Source organism: Shewanella schlegeliana, assembly GCF_016765635.1.
Lineage (GTDB): Bacteria > Pseudomonadota > Gammaproteobacteria > Enterobacterales > Shewanellaceae > Shewanella > Shewanella schlegeliana.
Window position 1 is genome coordinate 74,763 of sequence record NZ_JAESVD010000008.1, and the last position, 24,097, is coordinate 98,859.

Genomic DNA, 24,097 nt, shown 5'->3' on the forward strand with positions numbered 1-24,097 from the left:
CAGCTTTTAGGCGATCTCCTCCTCGATAATATCCACCAGCTTTAATTGCTCGTCATGACCAAAGACCGTTTTCTCGGCGTTCGAGACCATAAATACATTCTCGGTACATTCACCTAGGGTACTGATTTTTGCGGAGTGAATAACCAGATTACGCTCAGACAATAAATTACAGATCTGCTCTAGATAGATAGGGTCATCTAGGCTGTTCACCTTGAGTAAGGCACGGTTTTTCTTGGTCGTATGCAGCACGGTGACCACGGGTGGGCTATCGAAGTTTTTTAATGCTCTTGGCGTCATCAACTTTCTCGGCCTCTCGCGTCGCTCAATTGCACGGAAAATTCGTTTGATGATCTGCTCAATACGCGGTTCATCATCAATGGGTTCATCCTTATGATCCAGCACCTTGATGATCTCCAATACTCGACCATCTTTAGTCTGCATCATCTGTGCATCTTTCACCTTAAGTTTTGAGCTAGCTAAGGTCTTAAACAGATCCACAAATAACTTGGCTCTGTCTTGGGTATAGACAAAGAGACTGGTAAAGCCATGGTCACTGTTCTGGCCTGCAAACACTCGGGTTGTCCCCGGCTCAGTGGTGAGAATATGCTGAGTGATCTCAACGATATCCGCTACCGAGTTACTACTAAAGAAGTTATTCGGTAGAGTATGCCAAAAGGCGCTCAGCCGCGTTTCATCTATCCCTTGTTGCAGCAATAGAGGTTTAGCATCGGCCTGGTTTTCACGAATAACGGTGCGAACCTCGAATATATTTTCAATCCCTTGCTTTAATGCATCACGGATCGCCATATACAAGAGCGTCAACTGGCTCTCCTGCCAATCGTTCCAGTAACTCTCGTTGGTTGCCATCATATCCGCGATGGTAAATAGGAACAGCGCATTAAGCTTATCTTGTGAGCCTACGCTTTTAGCGAGATGTTTAATCACATCCGGCTCACTAATATCTTGGGTCTGAATCGCACTGATCAACAGGTTTTGGTTTGCAACTAACCAATAGATAAGCGAAGTCGTAGAGCCCTTTAGCAAGTGCTCTTCCGCTAGCTCTTTTGCTTGAATGGCGCTCAGCTCACTGTTTTCTATGGTTTGCTTACCTGAGAGATGGTGACACAGGGTTGCAAACACTAAGGCAAAGCGATTACTGATATTTTGATAAATCGTATAGGTAAGGCTGTTCTTCTTGTTGAGCGCGAAACTGTCGATATATTGAATCGCCTTAAAGGTATGCTCATCCACGGTAAAGGCGTTATGCATATCAAACTGCATCTGCCCTTCGATGGCATGCCACTGTGAGCAGTAGGCCGCTAACACGCCGTATCTATGCATCAGCCCCAAGCACTTTCGCAAACCCTTTGGGTGAGACAAGATGGCTAAAAATTCTTCTCGGCACCCTTGATAATCCTGAAGCTCACCGAGTAAACCACGCCTAGTTTGCCTGAGCAGTCGCAGAGTTTTCGGCGCTATGCCTTCGATATTGTCATTCTCGGCAAGCAGTTTAAACATCCGCATGACTTGGCGTTTGTCGATGAAGGCCTGAGTAAATTTCACCTCAATGAGTCCATTGCAGACACTGAAGTATTTATCGATTGAGTCGAGGTTGCTGCGCTCAGTTTCATTTAAGGTGTCGAGCCTAAAAGAGTCACAGATGATCTGGTTTAGCTCTCGCACTCGGGTCATAGCCCTAAATAACTGGCGCATCATACGCTCAATGGCGAGCTGACTATTGTCACCTTGGCCAAAATGCATAAATTCGGCCACAGCCGCCTGATGCTCAAATAGCAGTACATCTTGCGCAGACTGAGTTACACAGTGCAGAGCCCACCGAACTCGACAGATAAAGTCATAGGCCTCTAGCAGCTCATAGACTTCGTCTTGCTGTAAAAAGCCAATTGTTTTTAATGCGTTGGCATTGGCTAATGAAAAGTGTTTCTGTGCAATCCACATGATAGTGTGTACGTCGCGCAGACCACCAGGATTGTTCTTTAAGTTAGGTTCTAAATACAGCGCAGTATTTTGTGCTTTGTTATGTCGTTGCAGCTGCTCATCCATTTTAGCGTCGTAGAAGGACAAACTGGTCCACAACTCATCTTGATAGAGCTGCTCTTTAATGGATTGCGCATGTTTCTTGGAACCCACTAAACAGCGAATATCGAGCAGATTTGTCGCGATGGTAATATCTGATTTTGCAGACGCTATAGATTCAGAAAGTGTTCTTACGGTTTGACCAATGTCTAAACCAAAATCCCAGAGGCGGGTGAGAAAGAGGGATAATTGTTCTTGCTGTTGCGGGGTTAACTCTTGTTCGACAATAATGGCTAAATCGATATCCGACCTAGGGTGTAGTGCCCTTCGACCATATCCTCCCACCGCATTGAGTGACATTGAGGTATTATGCAGATGGTACATCTTCCACAGTGATACCAACATCTCGTCTATATGCTTCGCCCGCCTTTTCAGCAAAGACTGCACTGGCAGGGTTAAAAACTGCTCGTTAAGCTTTTCATCAAAGGTTTTTATATGGAGCTTTAACTCCGAGATGGAGTTCAGATCCAATGCATTAGACATAATAAGGGCTCTTTTCCTATATCGCTAAACAACAAGTTCACACTAGCTTACGACTCACTCATATTTAATGGCTAGTGACTAAACTTAGCCGCCTAAAAGATGATTCGAACTGGAGCTTCAACCGCAAAACAATAACAATTACAAGACTTTTTTTCAACAAAACACGAAATAAAGCCTGTTCAAAAGCCTGAATCAACACAAGGTTTACCTGTAAATAACCGCTTAAATTGCAATCAACTCCAGCCCTTTAAAACGTTAAAAAAACTATCGACATTGATAACGAAACCCATTGAATAGGCACCATTAACAACATTTACCTGCAGCCTTTGATAGGGTACTCTCTGGAGCCATAGATACCTATAAACTGTAAATAAATTAGCGATAAGGTAAAGGTCGCCCCAATGAAGCAAAAAATTGTGCTGGTTAAGAGTTATTTCGCCAAGATTAAAACGGATATGCGCGAAGAGATGTGGGCAGCTAAGCCAAAAACCTCAGACTTTGAATACTCCACCTGCAAGATTGATAGTGATAGACTCAATGCAGACCTGCAGCAGGCACTCGAAACGCTAAACCAAGACGGTTATAAGGTGGTACAGATAACGCCAGTGACCTCTGGGGACTTTGCCTTTAAAGACCACTTCAGCGATCCACACCTACTCGGCAATGGGGTTACAACCGAGGGGGGCTACGGTTATGGCTTTTCTTACACGGATAGTTTGATTATTCTGGCAGAGCTTATTGCTGAAGCACCCAAGCAACAAGTGGCAAATGAAAGCCTAGACAGTCCTATTCTAGATACCAATATTCCTACAGATGAGCTTAGCTAAGCTCATTCATTCTTGGCTAATGTTTAACTAGACATTCTGAAACAGCATCTCAATGGTAAAGGTAAGGACAAACTGATTAACCCGCTCGGAAAATTCATCCTCTTTACTCCAATTGTATTCAGGCGTAATTGCAAAGAATAACCAGTTCCTAGCAAAATTTTGTCTGTAGGTCATACTGACACTGGCATTCTTAACGTAATGATAGGGTTCATCGACGCCATAGATGCTCGCCTGATAGCTCAGCGCCTGCTTGTTATTGATGTATTGATAGACTTTAACGCTAGAGCCAAACTCCCAACCATTGTCTCGATTCTCATATTGCGCCACCGCGCTCCAACGACCAACAAATGTCTCGTTAAAGGCATGCTCAATATCAAACTCGGTTGACTCACCCGTAACCTTCTTCTCTTGATACAGCTTTTGAGTCAATCGAGTCACTGTACTCTCTGAAAGAGGATAAGTGTAACGCCATCTCGCTTCGACCTTAGGCTTGAAATTCGCCTTAATATTGAAACTGACACGATCTTTGGCGTACCAATCATATCTAAGACCGATATCTCGTTCATTATTGTCATCTGGTGATCTAATAAAGGCGAACGGATCATCCTCCCCTGTCGAGTCTAAAATAAACTTTAAGCGCTTGGTTACGCCAGGTAAATTTAATCTGGCATTGAGATTCGCTCGGTATTTGAACCCCTCTTTTTCGTAATAAGCAAAGTCGTTATACCAGCGCACAATGGTGCCTGCTCTGGCATCCTCTTCGACTCGCTCATCTACAAAAAAGCTATCGAACCAGATGGCGGGCTGACAGAATTTAGTGTTGAGGTAATCGAATGCTTTATCTATCGCTCCTTCCATCTGTGACTGGCTATAACAGGGATCATCTTCTGGTGTTAGCTTGGCTTCTACTGCTGCTGATTTAACTTCAATATTCTTAGTTTCAGTCAGCCTAACTTCTGCAGACTTAGTCTTTTCAGGTTGAGCATCAACAGTGGAGTGCACTTCAGGCTTAACCTCTGCGCTCCTCGCTTCTTTAGGAGCACGCACAGGAGTATCCTCCCCATATGCTGGAGCAAGGTTTAAAGCTAAAACAGTAAATAACAACCACTTAGGTGACAAGCGATGCACTCAACATATGACATTAATGTATCGAGATAGTACCATCCATTACATCAATTTTACATCTTGCGGTTCACTCGCCTAGCGTCATTCTTCTAGAGTCTGACTATCGATAGAGTTCGGCGACCAGACAAACTGAGGTAGTTGAGTAAGATCTAAGCAGTCTCCTTGCTCGGCTATCACACTCTGACTCGGTGCTAAGCTAGGATCAGCATTCAACTGTGCTAACAACACTTTCTGCGCCTCAACCTCTCCATGCACTAAGATCACTGGTGGGGAGTCATTAAAATGTCGATACCAGTGCAACAACTCAGCTTGATCCGCATGAGCCGACAACCCTCCGACTGTATGCAACCTAGCAGCAACATTAACGCTTTCGCCACTGATGGTTAAGCTTTTAGCGCCATCGACCAAGAGTCGCCCAGGAGTACCCTGAGCCTGATAACCACAAATAATCACATCCGATAACGGGTTGGCTAAGTTATGTTCTAAATGGCAGCGAATACGACCTCCATTACACATGCCACTACCAGCAATAACGATCAAGCCTTGGTGAATATGATTCAGCTCCATCGACTCCTCAGTGGTATCGATAAAATCAACATTTGACAGTAGCGGGTGCTTACCCGGTGACATACGAGTAAAACGCTTAAAATCTTCATCCATTAGGCTATAGTTTTCTACATAGATCTGTGTCGCCCGAATTGCCATAGGGCTATCTAGGCAGATCCGCCAGCGAGAAAGATCCCACTCCTTGGCATGGAGGTGAAATAGATACAGCAGCTCCTGCGCTCTACCAACGGAAAATGCGGGCAGTAAAATATTGCCTCGACTCTGCTCAATGGTGCGGGCAAATATCGATTTGAGCTCTTCTAAGGTGTCATCCCAACTACGGTGCAACCTGTCGCCATAGGTGCTCTCCATCAGCACCAGATCGGCCTTATCGATTAGCGTGGGGTCATCGAGAATCGGCATCCCCTCTCGGCCTAGATCGCCACTAAAAACCAGCTTTTTACTATCAGCTCCTTGTCCCAGCCACAGCTCAACTACAGCTGAACCTAGAATATGCCCCGCATCGGATAAACAGACTTTAAGCTGGGAGGTAACTTGCGTCCTCTCACCATAATCAAGCGCCACAAATTGCTGCATTACGCGATCAACATCGGCTTCATCAAAGAGTGGTTCTAGCAAAGGTAAGTCATTCTTTGCCCGTTTCTTGTTAAGTCTTTCAGTATCTCGAGCCTGCAACATAGCTGCATCTTTTAGCATCACACCACAAAGCTCAACGGTGGCCTTCTGACTATAGATGGGCCCCGTAAATCCTGATTTAACCAACAAAGGTAGCCGACCTGAATGATCGATATGGGCGTGACTCAGTACCACAGCATGGATCTGAGATGGAGTGAAGAAAAAGGGCTCATGGTTGCGCAACACATCGGCCTTACTGCCTTGGATCAGACCGCAGTCGAGCAGTACTTGGCATCCATCAATATTGAGTAGATGACAAGAACCAGTCACCTCTTGTGCCGCGCCGAGAAAAGAGAGAGTCATCTGCATCGCAATCTTCCTTAAAAGGCACCTTAATCCCCTTTACTATAGTGTTAATAAAGGTTGAGTCATCTCTGGTGCTTATGCTTAAAAGATATACCCTGAAATTGATTCCGACTAGTTGAAGTGTAAAAATATCTTACCGATAACGTGGCGACATAAAAAAAGCAGGAATAACATAATTATCCTGCTTATAAAATGGGAGCTTAGAGGTGAGCCCAAGTGTGGGCTCAATGCGACTCTGTTAGGCTTTATGCCTAGTTTTACTTAATATTTAGCTTGCAGTGTTACCCACAATTTATCTGTATCATTGGAGAAACCGTAGCCAGCATCTGCACCACTAAAGCTGGCGTACTTAACACCTACGCTGTAATACTTAGCGAATGGATAGGTAGCAGAAACGCCCCACTCTTTACCCATGTCGATATCGCCATAGTCAGAATCAAACTTGTGGTATTTAGCTAGTAACTTTAGTCCTGCAAGCTTTGCAGTCAAAGTAAAGCTCGCGTCAACTAGGCCATTTTCCCAGTTACCTTTACCGCCAAATAGGAACTTATCGGTCCAACCGTTAAAGGCATGTAGTGTCGCTAGCGGTGTAATAAAGCCAGCTTTACCGTCATCAGAGCCCAGTACTTCGTAACCTACTTTTGCGCCAAAAGCATCAAAGTTAATACCAGCCCCAAGGTGGTAATAAGAGGCGCTATAAGTCTCAGGGTTATTAGCAGCTTCTGATTGCTGAGCAAATTCAGCTTGGTAGCTTAGTTTTAGAGCGTCAAGCTTAATATCACCAGTTGCACGAATACCGTAAGTGTCGGTAGAGAAAGCAGCAACATCAACATTATCAATCAAATATGCATAGCCTGAGATCTTAGCGAAATCTAGCGCCTTGTAATTGATGTTGACTAAATTAGTCTTGCTTTCATTCTCTTCTTTGCCTGAACCTTCAGGGAAGATACGGTTCACATTCGCGACATAAGCGTAAAATGCCGTTAAACCTTCAACAGCGGTATTCTTAACAGACACAGCGTCATAGGTCTGTTCATTTTGACGGAAGCCGACACCACCAACAAAACGCTGGTTATCAAGTAAAATACGCTGACGACCAAGCAAGGCTAATGTTTCTGCAGGGCCTTTATAACCAATATAGCCCTGATTTATTTGAGTATACTTATAATCACCAATCAATGGCTCATTCTTAGATGAACGCACATCATCAATCTCAGCAACTGCGTATAGGTTATAGATATCGCCAGTTTGGTAATTTAAGCGTGTGCGTAATGTAGTTTGATTTTGCTGATCGACATTAGCCACATCCACATCTTCATAGCGAAGACGGAACTGCACTTTCACAGCAGAATCATCAATAAAGGCTTTCTTAAGTGGATCAACTGTTTCTGCAGTTGCAGCAGTTGAAGCTAAGCTTGCGAGTACAGCTAAAGTAAGGGCATGGACTTTCATTTATTGTAATCCTTTTGTTTCATCATTCTCATGCGTAGTTATATTGATGAAACAGTTTTAACTTTTTGATCTAAAACAATGTTACATAGCGATTACAAGCTGGTTACCAAATTTGTGATATAGATCATCATTAGATACTAATTTAGTAATACCTATAAATAGGTACCACCTTGTTTATCTAATGATTTAATTACTTAAAAAGTTTGCGATTAAGAGTTTTTTCAGTGGACTATTCTAAGGGCTGTTTGCTATGCAAAATTCAACGCTAGGCTAGTATGGGTTAACGAGACATTAAAAAATGAGTATTAAACTGGGCCTCAACACCTTGTAATTCCCCATGCAATTAGCTTTACTTACCTAGCAACAATACTGTTCATTAACTATTTAGGGGTTAATATGTTAGGTGAAAACCATTCAATTATGCATGAGTTTCCTGAGTACCAAGATACTATTGTTAAGCTATGCCAAAGTGATGACACTTTTGCACAGGATACCAAACGTTATAACACGCTGGATAAAGAGATCCGCGAACTTGAATTAAAGGGCGCACCAATTGATGACACCGCCATGCATCAATTAAAACTCGATCGAGCAGAGCTAAAAGACTCACTGTTTCATCGTCTCAGCACAAATACCTAAGCAGCACATACCAAGTCAATAAACGGCGAGCGTTAGTCGATAATAAAAAGGGAGCCTAAGCTCCCTTTTTTAGTCTAGCGATATCGTTACTGAGGCATGCTGCCTTGGATGATTGTCGCACTATTATGGCTTCCTACTGAAGTCACTGTCGCAGTATTATGCGCTTCATACTGGGTCACAGAAACATGGTTGCCCACACCACCATAAACATAAACATCAGCCGCTTGGAACTCACCACTTTGTGCAACAGTAATCTCGTTTTCAGCGCCCCACCAAGACTCAACTGAAGCTTCGTTGAATTCACCGTTTTGTGAGATATCAACTACCGACTGATCATGCGCCGCATCAGCATAAACACGGTTACCTGTACCGTCTTGGGAAACCATCAATATGTTATCTCTGCCCCAAGTTCCTGCACCCACAGTGTCACCATAACCACTTGGTGTATTACCACCACCTATGATGACGTTATCTGTACCTTGCTGGTCAATGCTGATCTGGCTACCGCTACCGAAGCGCGTGCCTGCTGCAGCAAAGTTACCTAGACCATTTTGGTTAATGCTAATGCTGTTTCCATAGCTATCATCTGCTTGTTCAACTAAAGCATGGTTACTTTCACCCACTTGAGTAATGATGGCTGAATCGCCGTTACCCTGCTGGCTTATTGTCGCTCCATTACCCTTACCCGTAGTGCTGCCACTTTGAGTCAATGTAAGTTGGTTATTCGCACCGCCTTGAAGCACACTTGCAGTGTTAGATTCATCGAATTGGGCAATGATTGCCGTTTGAGCTGTGCCAGTTTGGTTTACAACAGCGCTGTTACCTTGTTCTTGCTGGCTTAACGATACAACACTTAAATCACTTGCTTGAGTAATGCTAGCGCTTTGACCTGCACCTGACTGATTCACACTAGCCTGGTTTTCATTACCGATTTGCTCAATTGTCGCAGACTGTGAAGCCCCCACATCAGCGGTTTGATTTACGTAGATGCTGTTGAGGTTACCATTTTGACCCGTGCTTAGAGTATTACCTAAATGTTCTGAACCCACTTGGTTAGCAAAAAGGCTGTTACCATTGCCCGTTTGAGTCGCGGTGACACTGTCTTTAGCTTGCTGATTGATATAGCCTTGGTTGTTATTACCTGTTTGCGCAAGGTTAGCAATGGCCTCTTCGCCTGCTTGGCTAACGCTTGCAATGTTTGCATCGCCAATTTGCTCTACATTAGCCGTTGTTTGCATCGCTGTTTGGCTAATATAACCATAGTTGCCCGCACCATTTTGATTAAGAGTAGCACTTGTAGAATCTGAATCATCGTAAAACTCATCGGCATTGGTGAACTGGTCTATCACACCAGTATTTGCACTGCCCGTTTGAGTAAGTACTGCGCTCGCATAGTCAGCATCAGCTTGTTGAATGGTTGCACTGTTACCGCCGCCAATAGTTTGGGTAATGGTGGCACTGGCGTGATCCGTCGATAAGTTATTAATAAAAGCGGTATCACCAGAACCATTTTGAGTGATGCTTGAAAGTGAACCATCGGCGCTATCTTGGAAAATTATCGCGTGATTAGCATCACCATTTTGAGTAATTACCGCATTGGCTTCCTCTTGAGTGCCACGCTGCTGTCTGATGCTAGCAACATTGGAGCTACCCGTGGTATCTATCGTCGCTGTTGAGCTACTGATCTCATCATTTTGCTCAATATTTGCGTAGTTACCTTGCCCAACTTGATCGATATCAGCCGTTGTATTCGCCGTTTCAGTTTGTGAAACAGAGGCTTGGTTCGTGGAACCATCTTGATCAACTGTCGCCTTATTATTCTCACTGCCATTAGCTTGATAAACATAAGTCAGGTTTGAATCACCTGCTTGATTTACCGTCGCTTCATTATTTTGGCTATCTGCAGCGTAAACGCTAGTCGATGCGAATATTACCGACGAAACTAATAACGCAATTTTAGTGTATTTCATATCCCTATACCCTTTCCCTAAGTTGGCATTATGAGGTAACAGGCCAAGCCCATCACAGCATGGAGTTAATATTTTTACGCAAGAACTCCAGTAAAATATTCTGAAATGCTTGCGATTAACGAATGCATATTTGAGCAACACTCATAATTGAAGCCACCAGAATAGTGCCAAAGATTATGCTTAGAGATGCGCCTAACTGAATCCCTCCAAAGTATTAACCCAGACTAGCCTAAAGTCGTAAAATCCCGCTCAGATATAGACTTAAATACTAAATATGCTTAAACCACTGCAAAACTAAAGAATACAAAGAAGTTGGTCTTGAGCACCAAAGAACAGATGCCTATTACCATTAAGGTCGGCGCAAACTTGGGGCGGCAAACTCCGCACAAGCATGATGGGTAAAGGTTCGATGCCGATTATAGACATTCACCAGTTAACTAAATTAGTCTCTGTTTTTGAACGTCTTGCTAAACTTAAGGTGGATCTTTCATGCCCCATCTCGACCTCTGGCCTCAAACATTCATGATCAGCAAAACATAAGGTGCGCCAGATCTAATTATTTACCAGTACGTACAAATTGACCTACGAAACTATTGAATTGCATCATCAGTATCAATATATTTATCAAACCGATAACATGCAGATTAACTGATTGTATTACACAATTACTTTTCCCTATTTGCATTCCAATTCATAACTCTATTTAGATTCACGGAAGATTAATGTCATGCAGGATTCGCTAAAGGGCATCGTTACTTATTGGTTCTTTCTCATTAGTTTTTGGTCTATTGCCGTTGCCTGCTGCTTTACCGGTAAAGAAGCCATAAAACATTTATCAGTCAAACGTAGCATCAAGCACATCATGTTTGGCCTACCGATTTTCATACTGTTCTACTTCGTGGTTAAAGCCTTCGGTGTGCCAGAATTCGTCGTTTATGACCATGTAAAACCATTAAAGTATCAGAACGAAATCATCTATCCAGCAGTTCAAATCCATCCCATACTTCAAGATGCACGCTATGAACGCCTTGGCTATATCAACCAAGATCTTAGCCAGTTTGAACCCAGCGTCGAGATATTTGCGCAATTTAAAACACCTAGGTTAGAACATACTACGGTGCATGGGCTAAACAGTTACATTAATGAGGCTGCTCTGCTGGCGTTAATACTCATTTGGTTGCTATTTACCAATAAGCTGCATAATTCATTGAGCGCTTCCGATGCCTATTACGATGCCATTGAAAACCCCAATCTAGAAAGCTACTTAAGTTATATCAATGCTTCTCAGCCCATCCGTTTCTTGCAGCCAATAAAACGTAGAAAAGCGAAGAAAACCATTAAGCTTATCACCCGCTTCTACAACAAAATTCAAGTTCGCTTCTTCGAACGACTCTATGAAAAACACCCCCTTCCGGTCTACATGACCTTAATTGACTATTTCAATAACAACACGGAATCTCATCCTAGCCTAGCATTTAGCGTAAGCACCGAGAATGCCTCTGAAAATGCGTTAACTAAACGGATGAACGATGGTGCACCTTTCAATCAAAACTACATGCTGCCCAACTCAAGTCAGTTATCTAAGTCACTATCGGAGTCAGTCATTTATGTACTCAACAACCTGACCGCCGAGAATTACATTAGCTACACCAGCGAGGCTGCTTTAGCCGTTAACTGCCCGCTGCAGTACCAGTACAGCCCTCACTGGCTTGAAACCGAAGGCAAAGAGAAGGTGATCAACGTATTTTTTAGCAAAAAACCAAACTCTTGTAACGATGCTAAGACCTTCATCCCTGAGGGCATGTTCTCCATTATCAAAGGAGTCAAGCAGGTCAAGAAATCCAGTAGTAATAAAGAAAAAGTGTCTATCGCTGTCGCAAAGCAGATCATGCCAACCTTTATCAAAGGAAGTGCCATCGCCCTGCAAGCAGAAGCCAGCACGGTTAACAAACAACAGATCCAAGATAAGCTGAAGTACATCTCTAACAAGAACAAAGATCTGTTAGATAAGGTGATCCGCTCAGGAAAAGATGCCGTAAAAGATGAGGTCATCGACAAAGTGATCGAGGAGGCTCTGAGCCAGAACGCAGTCTTCATCGATGGCATGATCGGTGACGTATATGATCTGGTTACTGAGCACTCAGATCTATTCAATGAGATTATTGATCCTGAAACCGTTTTTGGCTTTATCGAAGTACTGGCGGAAGGGGAATAAATATGAAGTATCTTTTGATTATTCTCAGCTTTTTATTCGCCACTAATGCTCAAGCTGAAAAAGTTAATATTAAAGACATGGTTGCCGATCAAATCGTTAGCCAGCCTATTGAATATACCGTAGATAAAGTCTTCAGCATTTTCCCATTTAAGTATTGGTATAGCTTAATACAATCTAACAGAGTGCATAGCGCGACCAGTGGTAAGGGCTACCGTGTAGCCATTCCTGAAATACAAAATAACTTGGTGCTATACGCACAGCCAGTCAATACCGCAGGTCCAAAAAGACGTTTGTTTAAACACAACACACTGTTTAAAGGAAAGTACCGCCTCACCTCCTCCAAAGGCACTAAAGCCGGTGGCCTTACAGTTTCAAAAGACACCAACATTGACTACCTGAAAATATTAGCCGTCACAGGCAGCAAGGCGGATCTACAGTTTGCTAGGCTAACGATAGAAACTAGCCCCAGCAACGCTCAGATCACCATTAAAGGTTATCCCGATAAGTACCATAAAGGCATGAAAATACCCGAAGGAAAATATCAGGTTAGTGTGTCAGCTAAAGGTTATAGTGCAAAATCTGCCACGCTAGACATTAAACAAAAGCAAAATAATCATTTCAAACTTAGCCTCAACAAAGTGAAACCAATCCCTAGCAAGACGGCACAGAAACCGACGCCAAAAGTAGCGCCAGTTATTGCTGTGAAGCCGCAACCTCAACAATTAACTCAACCCACTATCAAACAAGAGCAGCTAACTCATACCAAAGCGACCGCATCGACAGGCATAGATCCGCTAAAGCCTGTAGATGTGGCGCTAACTTTTAATTGGAAAAGTCGTCAAAGTGACCGTATTTTGCTGACACTAAAGGACAAAGAGGGAAATAGTTACAAGGATAGAAGCCGAATTCGGGGACGCGAGGTCACCCTAAATATGAAGCTCAAACCTGGGGAATATGAGGCCAAATTATTGCTACGTAACAAAGGGCAATATGAAATCGGTAAGATTACCGTTGTTGCAGGTAAAGACAATATACTGACTAAATACTTGCAGTAACATCTTAGCAAGATTATTACGACTCAGTCAGAATGCGACTCATAACCGTGCTCCTAACACCATTGGGAGTAGGAGTTAACTGCTTAAAATAACTGGAACCATCTTCCCCAGTGTCAGAACAGGCATAATTTTGAGCTAATCGAGCTAAAAGCTGGCAAGGATAGATAAGTGAACACAATTCACTTTCACTCATCTTTTTTAATTTTCTAAGGGAAATAACACAAAATTAAGCTGGATTGCTGGCTCTAAAGGTGCGTGTTTTCTAGAGCAACATAATCTTTGCTTTCAAACTCTAAATTGATAAAAGCATGGTCACGGCCTACCATCTTTTGCTCCAAGCTAACAGTAACCCCTGTTGAATCAACTGCCATCCAGTGCTTACCATTACATAGCCCTTGTAATACACATTGGTAAGAGCTTAACTCACCTGGTGAGAATGCTAAGGTGTGGTAACCACTGTCAATTAATGAATCTTTAATTTCATGAAAATCGGTTTTGAAACTAACACCGTGAGCCGAGTAATCATGGGTCCTCATTACCACTTTCACTAAACCTTTACCTGGTTCTTGAACTAGCTTATACAACTTAGCGATGGAATTATTTTTAGGCAAATGATCTGTTTTAACTTCACAATAACTCTCTCGTTTAGTCACCTCCCCATACTTAGCGATGTCTTCTCCCCAGGTAATTCCAAAAGGAGTCGATGCAGATACAGCCATAGGTGCAATCAGTAAAAGTAAGCTAAATAATTTCATCCCATATCCGAGCTAGTCAATTTTTTGGCGCATACTACCACTAAAGAGGTATTTATCAAGAGGCGAACTCACATAAATAAAAAAATGTACAATTACAAGCAGTAAAGATCATACAAGAACTCAACATTGGAAATATTAAACTAAATTAAGCTCAAACAAGTTCGATTAATTGACACTAAATCCTCTCTATACAATCACTTCTAGCAAATTAACTTCAACGAATTAACATATAAAGCAATCAAGGAGAGTTAAAGCAACTTAACAAATACCTATATGAGTTCGAATAGGCTTTATGCTATTTTCCCCGCCTAAATAAGTATATCTCCAATTGGTTAGGTGACGATTACTTACAATCATAACAAGCATATAAGGACAAGGACTCAATGAGATCATCGAAGTTAACCATCGCCTTACTAAGCTCAACGCTATTGGCCCTAGGCGGCTGCGCACTCTCCCCGGCTCCTAAGCTTGTGAGTGAGCTGAAATTCACCGATCCGCTCTTTGCAAAATGCGTACAGCAAACTGGAATAGAAGAGCTGGTTCAGATCACTGAACTTAGCTGCAATAACCAGCAAATAACCAATGTTGATGAGGTACGCTTCATGCCAGCATTGACAGCATTGGTGTTACTGGATAATAAAATCACAGACATCGATATCAGCGAGCTTGAACAGCTAGACCGCCTCATTATTGGCAATAACCAACTGAACTATATCGATCTATCTAATAACCCACAGCTCATCGCGGTCAATGTTTCCGGTAATAACATCGATGCACTGGATATTCGTGCGAACCCTAAACTCAGGAGTCTCTACGCCTATAAATTGCCACTGAGCAGCATCGATGTTTCAGCACAACCAAAACTCAGGGATCTAGGCTTAAGTCGCCATCAACTAACCGATATTGACCTTTCTGGTAATAGAGAGTTGCAGACACTAAATCTATCGGTCGGTACCCTCAAAAAAATTGACCTGTCGAATAATCCAAAGCTAAACCACCTCCATTTGTCAGGTAACCAACTCACCGGCCTTAACCTTGATAACAACCCCGAACTAAGAGTCGTTGTAGTCAGAAATAACCAGCTCAAGCATTTAGATCTAAGCCACAATCCGCAACTAATTAAAGTAAAAGCCGATTACAACCAGATTGCTGACATTCAATTAAGCGATGGCGCACCATTAACGGAGCTGGAGCTCAATAACAACCGCATTACAGAGTTGGATATATCTTCATTCAAGCAGCTTGAAAAGCTCGTCGCATTTAATAATCCACTACAGCAGCTGATCTTAAATGAGCAGTATCAGCCTAAAGTGCTATCAATAGAAGGCACACAGATTTCAATAGCCAATAACAACCTCAATAAGCAGAATATCTCTAACTTGTTGTCACCACGAGTGAGCATTGTCGAAGGCGGCACAATTACTCAGAATGGTAGTCAATACAATGTATCAGCCAGCCAGCTAGTGATGCCTACCCTAGGGCAATATATCGGCTTTCGTTACGCGGTTAGCCTGCCAAAAGACAGGTCAGGCAAAGTCGATTCTAGCCTTGCCAATCAAAATCAATTTCCAATTACGGTGCGTATGACTCACCCAGAGATAGTCGACCCTAGAAGTGGAAAGGGCTTTACCACCTCAAGCTGGACCGACACCATGTTCAAGCACGACCGTAATTTGGCCATGTGGTATTTCGGAGAGCCCCATGAGCTAGTTACTGGGCGCTGGACACTCGAGATCCTTTATCGCGACACTGTTGTGGCGAAAAAATCTTTCATGCTAGTCAATATGGATGAAAAGCCTAAACTAAGCAGTCAGCAAAATAGAGTCGTTGAACAAGGGCTAACGCTAGAAAAACTGGTCACTCAAGGTGAGTATTACCTTTGTAATCAAGATAAATACCAAAACTGCTTAGGTTTTAAAGATGCCAATAGTTGCTCGATTAAACTGCAACCTTTTAAATCACAATGTTTAAAAGATGCACTAACGACCGTCAAGCAACTTTCTGAAATCCCAATGAATGACCAACTAAAAGAGTTCTTTAGTCATTACATCGCCTGTATGGGCAGTCAATACATTGAAACGACCGAACTTAACCCACAACAGGTAGGTCACTGCTTAAGCCAATAGCATTTCACCGGTTTATAATGCATCTCCTTTTCAAGCCCGCCTCGCGCGGGCTTTTTATTAGTGATACCAATCAGTATAAAAATTTGGGCGCTCAGCGAGTTAAAAATTCGATACCGAAACGCCTTGAGCCCCTCGTTCAACAATACTTATTAACAATTCAAATGTTGACATTTTATGGCAATTCTAGAAGATAGCTTAGTTAACAATAATAAAAAGTTTGTAAAAAAATCATAATAAGATCCGTTAAATAACGATAAAAACTTTTGACAAGGAAGAAAGCATAAAAATGAAAAAGTCCCTAATTGCTATTGCCTTAGCCACGACCTTTCTGGGTGGCTGTGGCACATCAGACGTAAATACTCAAACTAAAGAAACCAAAACTGAAGTCACTAAAACCGCGAATACTAAAGCCGAACTCGGTAGCTTTGGCGTTGACTTAAGCGCCCGTAACGAAGCAGTTAAACCCGGTGATGACTTCTTTATGTATGCCAGTGGTACTTGGTATGACAACTATGTGATGCCTGCCGATAAGACTCGCTTCGGTGCCTTTACAGGTCTTGCTGAGCGAAGCGAAAAGCAGGTTAAAGAGATCATCGACGATATCGCCAGTCGCAGCGACCTAAATGCTGAAGAGCAGTTAATCGCCGACTTTTATCAGTCTTACATGGACACAGATACCATTAACAAACTCGGTATCACCCCAATCCAAGACACTCTTGACCAAATTAAAGCCGTTAAAAATACCGATGATTTGACTAAGATCTTCGGACAGGCTTGGCTAACAGGCGCTAGCTCGCCTATCGCTGGTGGCATGTGGTTTAACCGCCTCGATCCAAATCAGTACGAGATGTCTATCGGTGCTGGCGGCTTAGGCCTACCCGCTCGCTCATACTACCTAGAAGATGCCGAGCGCTTCGTTAAAATTCGCGAAGCTTACGTCAATCATATTGCCGAAATGCTGGCCTTCGCCGGCATTAAAGATGGCCAAGCACGCGCCGAAGCGATCTTAGCGTTAGAGACTAAGATGGCTGAAGGTCAATGGCCACGTGAGAAGCGTCGTAACCGCGACCTCACGTTAAACCAAATTAAGCGCACTGATTTAGCAAAAGAGTACCCAGGTTTTGATTGGGACGTTTACTTTGCCGAGACAGGCTACCAAGTGCCGCAGCTGAACATCTCTCAGCCTGAGCCAGTAAAAGCCATGATTGACCTCGTCAATAAACAGCCACTTAATGTTTGGCAAGACTACCTGACCTTCCATACCGTTAGTAATAATGCTGGCTTACTGTCTGAAGATATCTACGCAGCAAACTTTGGCTTTTATGGTAAGACCTTAAGTGGTCAGCAAGAGCCACGCCCTCGCTGGAAACGTGCAATTGCTGAAATGTCTGGCACTCAGTCACTCGGTTTTGCTATCGGTAAAGTGTATGTCGCGCGTTACTTCCCAGAGTCATCTAAGCAGCAGATGGCTGAACTGGTTGAAAACCTACGTACCGCAATGGGTGAGCGTATCGATGCTCTAGACTGGATGGGCGCCGAAACTAAAGTTAATGCTCACGCTAAGCTTGCGGCGTTTAACCCGAAAATTGGTTACCCTGATGTATGGCAAGAGTTTGATGGTGTCGAACTCACTAACAACAACCTTGTTGGTAATATTCAAAACCTGCGTCAATTCTTTAATGCCGATAGCGTTGCTAAAGAGCTTAAGAAGACCGACCGTAACCGTTGGGGCATGACCCCACAGCGCGTAAACGCCTACTACAACAGCTCGTTTAACGAGATTGTTTTCCCAGCGGCGATTCTACAACCACCATTTTTCGATCCGAATGCCGACCCAGCGGTAAATTACGGCGGTATTGGTGCCGTTATCGGTCATGAAATGGGGCACGGTTTCGATGACCAAGGCTCGAAGTCTGACGCTAACGGTATTCAGCGTAACTGGTGGACCGACTCCGATCGCGCCGCATTTGAAGCTAAAGCCGATCAGCTTGCTGCCCAGTACAGCAAGTATGAGCCTATTCCTGATAACTTTGTTAACGGCCGCAACAGCCTAGGCGAAAACATCGGTGATGTGGGTGGCCTTGCTATGGCTTACCACGCATACAAGCTAAGCCTTAACGGTAAAGAAGCCCCTGTGATTGACGGTGTTACCGGCGATCAGCGTTTCTTCCTTGCTTGGGCACAAGTGTGGAAAGAGAAACGTACCGAGCAAAGCATGCTTAACCAGCTACGCGCAGGGACTCATGCACCGGGTCGTTACCGCGCTCTGGCACCACGTAACCACGATGCTTGGTACAAGGCATTTGACGTAAAACCTGGTGACGAGCTGTACCTTCCAGAAGATCAGCGCGTTCGCATCTGGTAATACGCTCGCGCGAACACAAGCTAAAATTAGCTAGAAATAATGCCAGTCACTTGACTGGCATTTTTTATACCTCATTGCTCTCAATCAGATTAAATAGTTATATCCATAAAGGGTTTTAAAAAGGTAAATCGACCCGATATCTATACTGTTAAGCCTAAATGAAAGTTAAGCTAGAGCAGGCAAGCCGCTCGACTCAAATAAGCGAGATTGACGCACTAATACCCATAGGACATGAGATGACAAAGCAATATACCCCCGCAAAAGTTTGGACCATGGATAATCAAAATGGTGGCCTGTGGGCCAGCATCAACCGTCCAGATTCAGGTGCTAGACATGAGCAAGCTTTACCTAAAGGTAAACAGCCATTGCAGCTATACTCATTAGCAACACCTAACGGCCAAAAAGTCACTATCATGCTGGAGGAGCTGTTGGCCAAAGGTGTAAAAGAGGCGGAGTACGACGCCTATCTAATCAACATTGGCGAAGGCGAGCAATTTTCATCAGGCTTTGTTGAAATCAATCCAAATTCGAAAATCCCAGCCCTAATTGATACCTCTGCCGATAACCCAATTCGGGTATTTGAGTCCGGTAATATCTTGCTCTATTTAGCCGAAAAGTTTGGCCACTTGCTGCCAAAAGAGATTGCCGCCAAAACAGAGGTGATGAACTGGCTATTCTGGTTGCAAGGCTCAGCCCCCTACCTAGGTGGCGGCTTTGGTCATTTCTATGCTTATGCACCAGAAAAGTTCGAATATCCAATTAACCGCTTTACCATGGAGACCAAGCGTCAACTGGATCTGCTCGATAAGCAACTTGCCAACAATGAGTTTATCGGCGGTGATGAGTACAGTATTGCCGATATCGCTATCTGGCCTTGGTATGGCAACTTAGCCCTAGGTAAATTATACGATGCTGCCGAGTTTTTAGATGTCGACAGTTATCCTCACCTGCAGCGCTGGGCGAAACAGATAAGCGAGCGCGACGCCGTAAAACGAGGGCGTATCGTTAACCGAACATCGGGGGAAGAATGGGAGCAGCTTAGCGAGCGCCACTGCGCTGCCGACATTGATGCTGTGCTCAGTAGGAAACCTTAGGCAGCCCCCATAATATGACAAGATATACGCGCTGTTATTTAAAAGAGAAGGCACTCGCTTAACTGCGAGTGCCTTCTCAATAGCCTGAATTCACCGACTCGCTGCCGACAACTAACTACCAACACCACAGCGGCTTAAGCGTTTTATCATCGCTTCATGCTGCGGGTAATCCTTTAATAATGTTTCTTGACTGAATAGTTCAAAGTCATCAAAGGTGAAGCCTGGTGACACCATGCATCCCACCAGAGAAAAGCCTGGTTTATTCATCGCCGAGCCAAAAATGCAGCCTTTAGGTACGAGGAATTGTGGTCGCTCACCTGCCGCCAAATCTAAGCCTAACTGCGCAGTTGTCAACTCACCTTGCTCATCAATCATATAAATCGTTAACGACTCGCCTGCGTGAAAATACCACATCTCATCGGCTGTTAAGCGGTGAAAGTTCGACACCTCCCCCGTACGCAGCAGAAAGTAAATACTGGTCCACAGTGCACGTGTATCATCGAACTGCTGCTCAGAGCGGTATGATGAGCGGAAATAGCCACCTTCAACATGTTGTTCTAATTCTAAATGTTGAATGAATTGTTCAGCAGTTTGCATCGCAAATACCTATTTTTTGGGTTGGGAGCGTTTTAGTTAAAACGTTTTTTGTAGAGGAGTTTCTATAAAATCAGTATCCGAAAGTATAATCCAACACAGCCCCCCGGACTGCGACCACAATTAAAGTTTCACGCATTTACAGCCTGATGCCCCAACCAAAAAGCCTTGAATATTTAACTCTGGGCTTTTTAAGACGAATTAGAAAAGCAGTTAAAACGCAGCGAGAGCCATGTTAATCGCTAACAACCTTCAGTGTTAGCTTAGTGCCGAGTGCTGGCCTCGAACGCCATCACGCACCATCTCTTTGCCAGTCTCATACACCTTACAAGTTACCCAAGGTGCGTGTAGCAACCTGTGAGCATTATCGAAAACCACGATTACTGCAGCAAGCCTCTTTACTGGCGATCACTAAGTATGATGATGATGCTTAATAATCTCTCCTCTATGACAATAAAGACATTAGCAAAATCCCATGACGTTTATAAATATTTAAATTAACTAAGGTTGAATCAAATGAGAAAAGCACTACTCACTCTATCTGTTCTATTTGCAACGTCTTATGTCAATGCCGCAACACTGCACGAGCCTGATGCCGAATTTATTACGAATAGCAAACAAGTTGGGATCTCACAAGCTAATTGGGATCATGGACAATCTGCTAAATTAACCATGCAAAACGCCTATAAGTTCACCTATAGCCAAGAGATGGAAAATGGACCATTTATCCATGACCTAAGTAAAGCAACGGGATTTGATCTCAGTAAAGCGCAAGGATACGACGCTGATGGGCCTCATAGCCTTGATATCATCATCCGCGATAGGTTAAACCAAGAGTCATTGATTATTCTAAAAAATGGCAAGCTTGTTGATGAATTTTACTGGAATGGAATGAACAAAGATAAGACACACCTGCAAATGTCTATCACTAAATCTTTTACCTCAATGACGTTAGCTCAACTTGTTGATGAAGGTAAAGTAGACATGCAAGATCCTATCGTAAAATATCTACCAGAGCTAAAAAGTGCTCCTGGCTATGCAGGTGCAACAGTGCAACAAGTTGCCGACATGCGCTCAGGAATAAAGATCAACTTTACCCCGGGAAAAATCTGGGATGAACGTATGACCAATGTCCAAGAGTGGAACGGTGTGAACAAATATCCAGAGTTAAAATCGATATTAGATTTTGGTGCAACGTTAAATAAACGCTCAGATTTCAACCATGGTCAAGCTTATGATTACCAATGTGTAAATACCGAGATGCTAGGCATGATCGTAGCAAGAGTCACAGGTAAATCACTTGCTGAAAATATGGAGCAACGCTTATGGAAAAAAGTGGGATTTGAACACAATGCTCGCATTCAATCTAATAGTCATGGTGAAGCGGTTGGCTCTGGTGGCTTAAATGCAACAGGCCGCGATGTAGCATTAATGATGGACGTATTAGTTAACGGTGGAAAAAACCGTCAAGGTGAGCAAATTTTACCAACAAGCTTCATCGATAATCTTCTAGCTGGTAATGATGAAGTACGTTCAGCTTGGAAAAATGGTGCAGAATCTAAACTAGCTCCTGATGCTTGGTATAAAGATCAAATTCGAGTATTTAATATTGAAGGCCACAAGTTCCTCGCTTTCGTTGGTATCCATGGGCAGGTAACTGTTGGTGAACCTACTACCGGTATCGTTATTCACATGAATGGTGCTCAAGATGAAATGCAAGCAACAAGAACCGTTGCTATGACTTTCTTAAATGTTATCCCTACGCTACTCAGCGAAGTTAATAAGCAGAAATAAAGTATCACTCATCAAGCAACGCAAAAAGATTAAGACTTTCCCATGAAGGTCTTAATCTGTTTATAGGCTAAACGACATAAAGCTCAGCCGTTATGATTAAAGAAATAGCTATATGTTTAGGTATATACCTAATATTCCAATTACTTATCGCACTACTACTCACGAATATTCATTGGTTAATATTAATTGAGAATATATATTCTTAATCCTGGTTAACTATGCACCACCAATATTTAGACCTACAATACAAGAGTAAAAGCTTTATCAAGAAACTTAGTGATGCTTAGTAAAAAGCTAGCGAGTATCTTATGATTGAAGAGTAGCGATGTTTGTTTGTCACTCTTCAATATAAACTAGCTTCCCGGCGACATATTGAAGAGAGGAGACTCTCTTCAATATACCTTAACCCACACTTTTAATCGCCAGAGACACTTTTAAGCCCATACCTATTTGGTGTTTAAACGTTTTATTCAGCACCGCCCATGGATACGAGTTACACCTCATTTAACTTGAAGTATGTACCTTCTCTCTAGGTTATTCCCTTGCCCCATGAAGGTTATGACCTTGAACCCTAGTCACTTTATAGAGTGAAAATACGAGGAACCAATGCATTAATTGTGAATCCCCACAATTATTCTATGGCTAGCTCACAAACCAACAAGACACCTTGAATACCTATATTCACTAAGACTGTTAATAATGCCTAGTAACCGTTTATTTCCGATACTAACGCCTCCTAACTTTTAATTAAAATCAAACGAATAGAGATATATGCATTGGTAAAATAGACGTGTTGAGTGTCTGCTGTTTATAGACAGTTGAGCATGTAGCAAAAATCTTTATTCCTGTTTTCTGATATCAAAAGAGTCAGTCTCTTTTGTGTGGGAGCTACAATGAAAAAACGTTCACTCGCAAGTATTTTTATCATTTCATCAATAAACGCTACACACTGCTATGCAGCTGAAAATACAATTGACACAAACCTGACTCAAGTCTCCGTCACCCCCGCACAATACTCACCTATCTTTCAAACGAAAACCTATAGCACTGCACTTATCGCATCGGAAAGAGTACAGGTTATTGCATTAACAACAGGCTACCTAGAGAAGAAGTTTGTTCGTAATGGCCAAACGGTCACCGAAGGTGATGTCATCGTCAAGCTTGAGGATATTGACTACACCATTAATCATCAAGAAGCCATGGCAAACTTAGCCCTAGCGTCTGCCCAGCTTAAAGAAGCAAAATCGGCCTATGAAAGAGGGATCAAAGTCCGTAAACATGGGGATATTGCAGAATCCACCTTTGATAAAATGGAAGCTGCCTATGAAAGTGCAAAAGCACAACAGTCACTAGCAAAAGCTTATGAAAAGCGCGCTCTAGTCGAACTAGAAAGAACTCAAATTCGTTCCACAACAAACGGTAAAATTACCTCTCTGTATGTCGATGAAGGCCAAGCACTAAATCGTGGTGAGCCAATCAGCTATATCGTCAATGATGCTCATATCGATGCAGTAATCGAACTCCCCAGTAACGACCCTTTTATTCAAAATATTCATAACCTAACGGCGAAGCTTATTGTTAATAACCAAGCTTACTCAACCGATGGCGAGCTTTACGCTATTGATGGGGCTATCGATCCTAAGAAAGGGTCATTAAAGATAAGCTATCGCTTTGATAATAATGGAGAACTTTTAGATGGTCAGTACGCCAAGGTTGTACTGTCTAACACCACCCCTAAAGGCAACATCGCAATTCCCCAAGCCTCAGTCTTAACCGACCGTGAGGGTAAATTTGTTTATCTAGTGGTTGATAATAAAGTTGTAATAAAAAGGGTTAACTCGTTAGGCACAAATGAACTCCATGAGCTCATCGAAGGAGTGAATCAGGGCGATAGTGTAATAACAAGCCCGACAATCAAACTCTATCCAGGTCTAGACGTTAGCATCAAGGGGTAAGCT

The 24,097-nt window shown here is 43.0% G+C and carries 17 protein-coding genes; 10 read left to right on the plus strand and 7 right to left on the minus strand.

The window, feature by feature from the left end; all coding sequences use genetic code 11:
* Window positions 1-6: 6 nt before the first annotated feature.
* Window positions 7-2,580: a [protein-PII] uridylyltransferase gene (glnD, locus tag JMA39_RS14400; protein ID WP_202722554.1), complete on the minus strand. Its 2,574-nt coding sequence runs from the start codon at window positions 2,578-2,580 to the stop codon at window positions 7-9.
* A gap of 401 nt (window positions 2,581-2,981) precedes the next feature.
* On the opposite strand from glnD, the gene JMA39_RS14405 reads away from it, so the two are divergent.
* Complete coding sequence (locus JMA39_RS14405) at window positions 2,982-3,407, plus strand: hypothetical protein (RefSeq protein WP_202722555.1); 426 nt, start codon at window positions 2,982-2,984, stop codon at window positions 3,405-3,407.
* Between the two features lie 27 nt (window positions 3,408-3,434).
* On the opposite strand, the gene JMA39_RS14410 is transcribed toward JMA39_RS14405, so the two are convergent.
* The 3 genes from JMA39_RS14410 to JMA39_RS14420 all read right to left on the minus strand — a co-directional run bounded on the left by JMA39_RS14410 (window position 3,435) and on the right by JMA39_RS14420 (window position 7,532).
* Window positions 3,435-4,454 carry a hypothetical protein gene (locus JMA39_RS14410; RefSeq protein WP_244999901.1) on the minus strand — a complete coding sequence of 340 codons (1,020 nt, stop codon included), beginning with the start codon at window positions 4,452-4,454 and terminating at the stop codon, window positions 3,435-3,437.
* Window positions 4,455-4,613: 159 nt separating this feature from the next.
* Window positions 4,614-6,083 carry an MBL fold metallo-hydrolase RNA specificity domain-containing protein gene (locus JMA39_RS14415; protein ID WP_202722556.1) on the minus strand — a complete coding sequence of 490 codons (1,470 nt, stop codon included), beginning with the start codon at window positions 6,081-6,083 and terminating at the stop codon, window positions 4,614-4,616.
* Between the two features lie 258 nt (window positions 6,084-6,341).
* On the minus strand, window positions 6,342-7,532 hold the full coding sequence (locus JMA39_RS14420) for an alginate export family protein (protein WP_202722557.1): 1,191 nt from the start codon (window positions 7,530-7,532) through the stop codon (window positions 6,342-6,344).
* A gap of 396 nt (window positions 7,533-7,928) precedes the next feature.
* Between JMA39_RS14420 and JMA39_RS14425 the strand changes: the two genes are divergently transcribed.
* Window positions 7,929-8,171 (plus strand): YdcH family protein, encoded by a 243-nt coding sequence (locus JMA39_RS14425; RefSeq protein ID WP_202722558.1) that lies wholly within the window; start codon window positions 7,929-7,931, stop codon window positions 8,169-8,171.
* Between the two features lie 86 nt (window positions 8,172-8,257).
* Here the strand turns inward: JMA39_RS14425 and JMA39_RS14430 are convergent, their stop codons facing one another.
* Entirely contained in the window at window positions 8,258-10,141 is a 1,884-nt protein-coding gene (locus tag JMA39_RS14430) for a beta strand repeat-containing protein (RefSeq protein ID WP_202722559.1), read from the minus strand.
* 727 nt (window positions 10,142-10,868) lie between these two features.
* Here JMA39_RS14430 and JMA39_RS14435 point away from each other — a divergent pair.
* Both JMA39_RS14435 and JMA39_RS14440 read left to right on the plus strand, forming a co-directional pair.
* Window positions 10,869-12,356, plus strand: coding sequence for a hypothetical protein (locus tag JMA39_RS14435; protein ID WP_202722560.1), 1,488 nt, complete (start codon window positions 10,869-10,871; stop codon window positions 12,354-12,356).
* A 2-nt stretch (window positions 12,357-12,358) separates the two neighbouring features.
* Window positions 12,359-13,411 (plus strand): PEGA domain-containing protein, encoded by a 1,053-nt coding sequence (locus JMA39_RS14440; protein WP_202722561.1) that lies wholly within the window; start codon window positions 12,359-12,361, stop codon window positions 13,409-13,411.
* 245 nt (window positions 13,412-13,656) lie between these two features.
* Here JMA39_RS14440 and JMA39_RS14445 read toward each other — a convergent pair whose 3' ends face one another.
* Complete coding sequence (locus tag JMA39_RS14445) at window positions 13,657-14,166, minus strand: hypothetical protein (protein WP_202722562.1); 510 nt, start codon at window positions 14,164-14,166, stop codon at window positions 13,657-13,659.
* Window positions 14,167-14,549: 383 nt separating this feature from the next.
* On the opposite strand from JMA39_RS14445, the gene JMA39_RS14450 reads away from it, so the two are divergent.
* The 3 genes from JMA39_RS14450 (at window position 14,550) to yghU (ending at window position 19,751) form a co-directional block, all read left to right on the plus strand.
* Window positions 14,550-16,292, plus strand: a complete 1,743-nt coding sequence (locus tag JMA39_RS14450) for a DUF3859 domain-containing protein (protein ID WP_202722563.1) — start codon at window positions 14,550-14,552, stop codon at window positions 16,290-16,292.
* 286 nt (window positions 16,293-16,578) lie between these two features.
* Window positions 16,579-18,657, plus strand: coding sequence for a M13 family metallopeptidase (locus JMA39_RS14455; RefSeq protein WP_202722564.1), 2,079 nt, complete (start codon window positions 16,579-16,581; stop codon window positions 18,655-18,657).
* Between the two features lie 236 nt (window positions 18,658-18,893).
* Window positions 18,894-19,751, plus strand: a complete 858-nt coding sequence (gene yghU, locus JMA39_RS14460) for a glutathione-dependent disulfide-bond oxidoreductase (protein WP_202722565.1) — start codon at window positions 18,894-18,896, stop codon at window positions 19,749-19,751.
* Window positions 19,752-19,862: 111 nt separating this feature from the next.
* Here the strand turns inward: yghU and JMA39_RS14465 are convergent, their stop codons facing one another.
* On the minus strand, window positions 19,863-20,348 hold the full coding sequence (locus tag JMA39_RS14465; protein ID WP_202722566.1) for a cupin domain-containing protein: 486 nt from the start codon (window positions 20,346-20,348) through the stop codon (window positions 19,863-19,865).
* Between the two features lie 263 nt (window positions 20,349-20,611).
* Here JMA39_RS14465 and JMA39_RS14470 point away from each other — a divergent pair, with 263 nt between their 5' ends.
* From JMA39_RS14470 to JMA39_RS14480, 3 genes are all read left to right on the plus strand, one after another.
* The gene (locus tag JMA39_RS14470; RefSeq protein WP_202722567.1) at window positions 20,612-20,779 is read left to right on the plus strand and encodes a hypothetical protein; all 168 of its coding nucleotides are present in this window, start codon (window positions 20,612-20,614) and stop codon (window positions 20,777-20,779) included.
* An 82-nt stretch (window positions 20,780-20,861) separates the two neighbouring features.
* On the plus strand, window positions 20,862-22,139 hold the full coding sequence (locus tag JMA39_RS14475) for a serine hydrolase domain-containing protein (protein WP_202722568.1): 1,278 nt from the start codon (window positions 20,862-20,864) through the stop codon (window positions 22,137-22,139).
* Window positions 22,140-23,032: 893 nt separating this feature from the next.
* Window positions 23,033-24,094, plus strand: coding sequence for an efflux RND transporter periplasmic adaptor subunit (locus tag JMA39_RS14480; protein ID WP_202722569.1), 1,062 nt, complete (start codon window positions 23,033-23,035; stop codon window positions 24,092-24,094).
* Window positions 24,095-24,097: the final 3 nt, after the last annotated feature.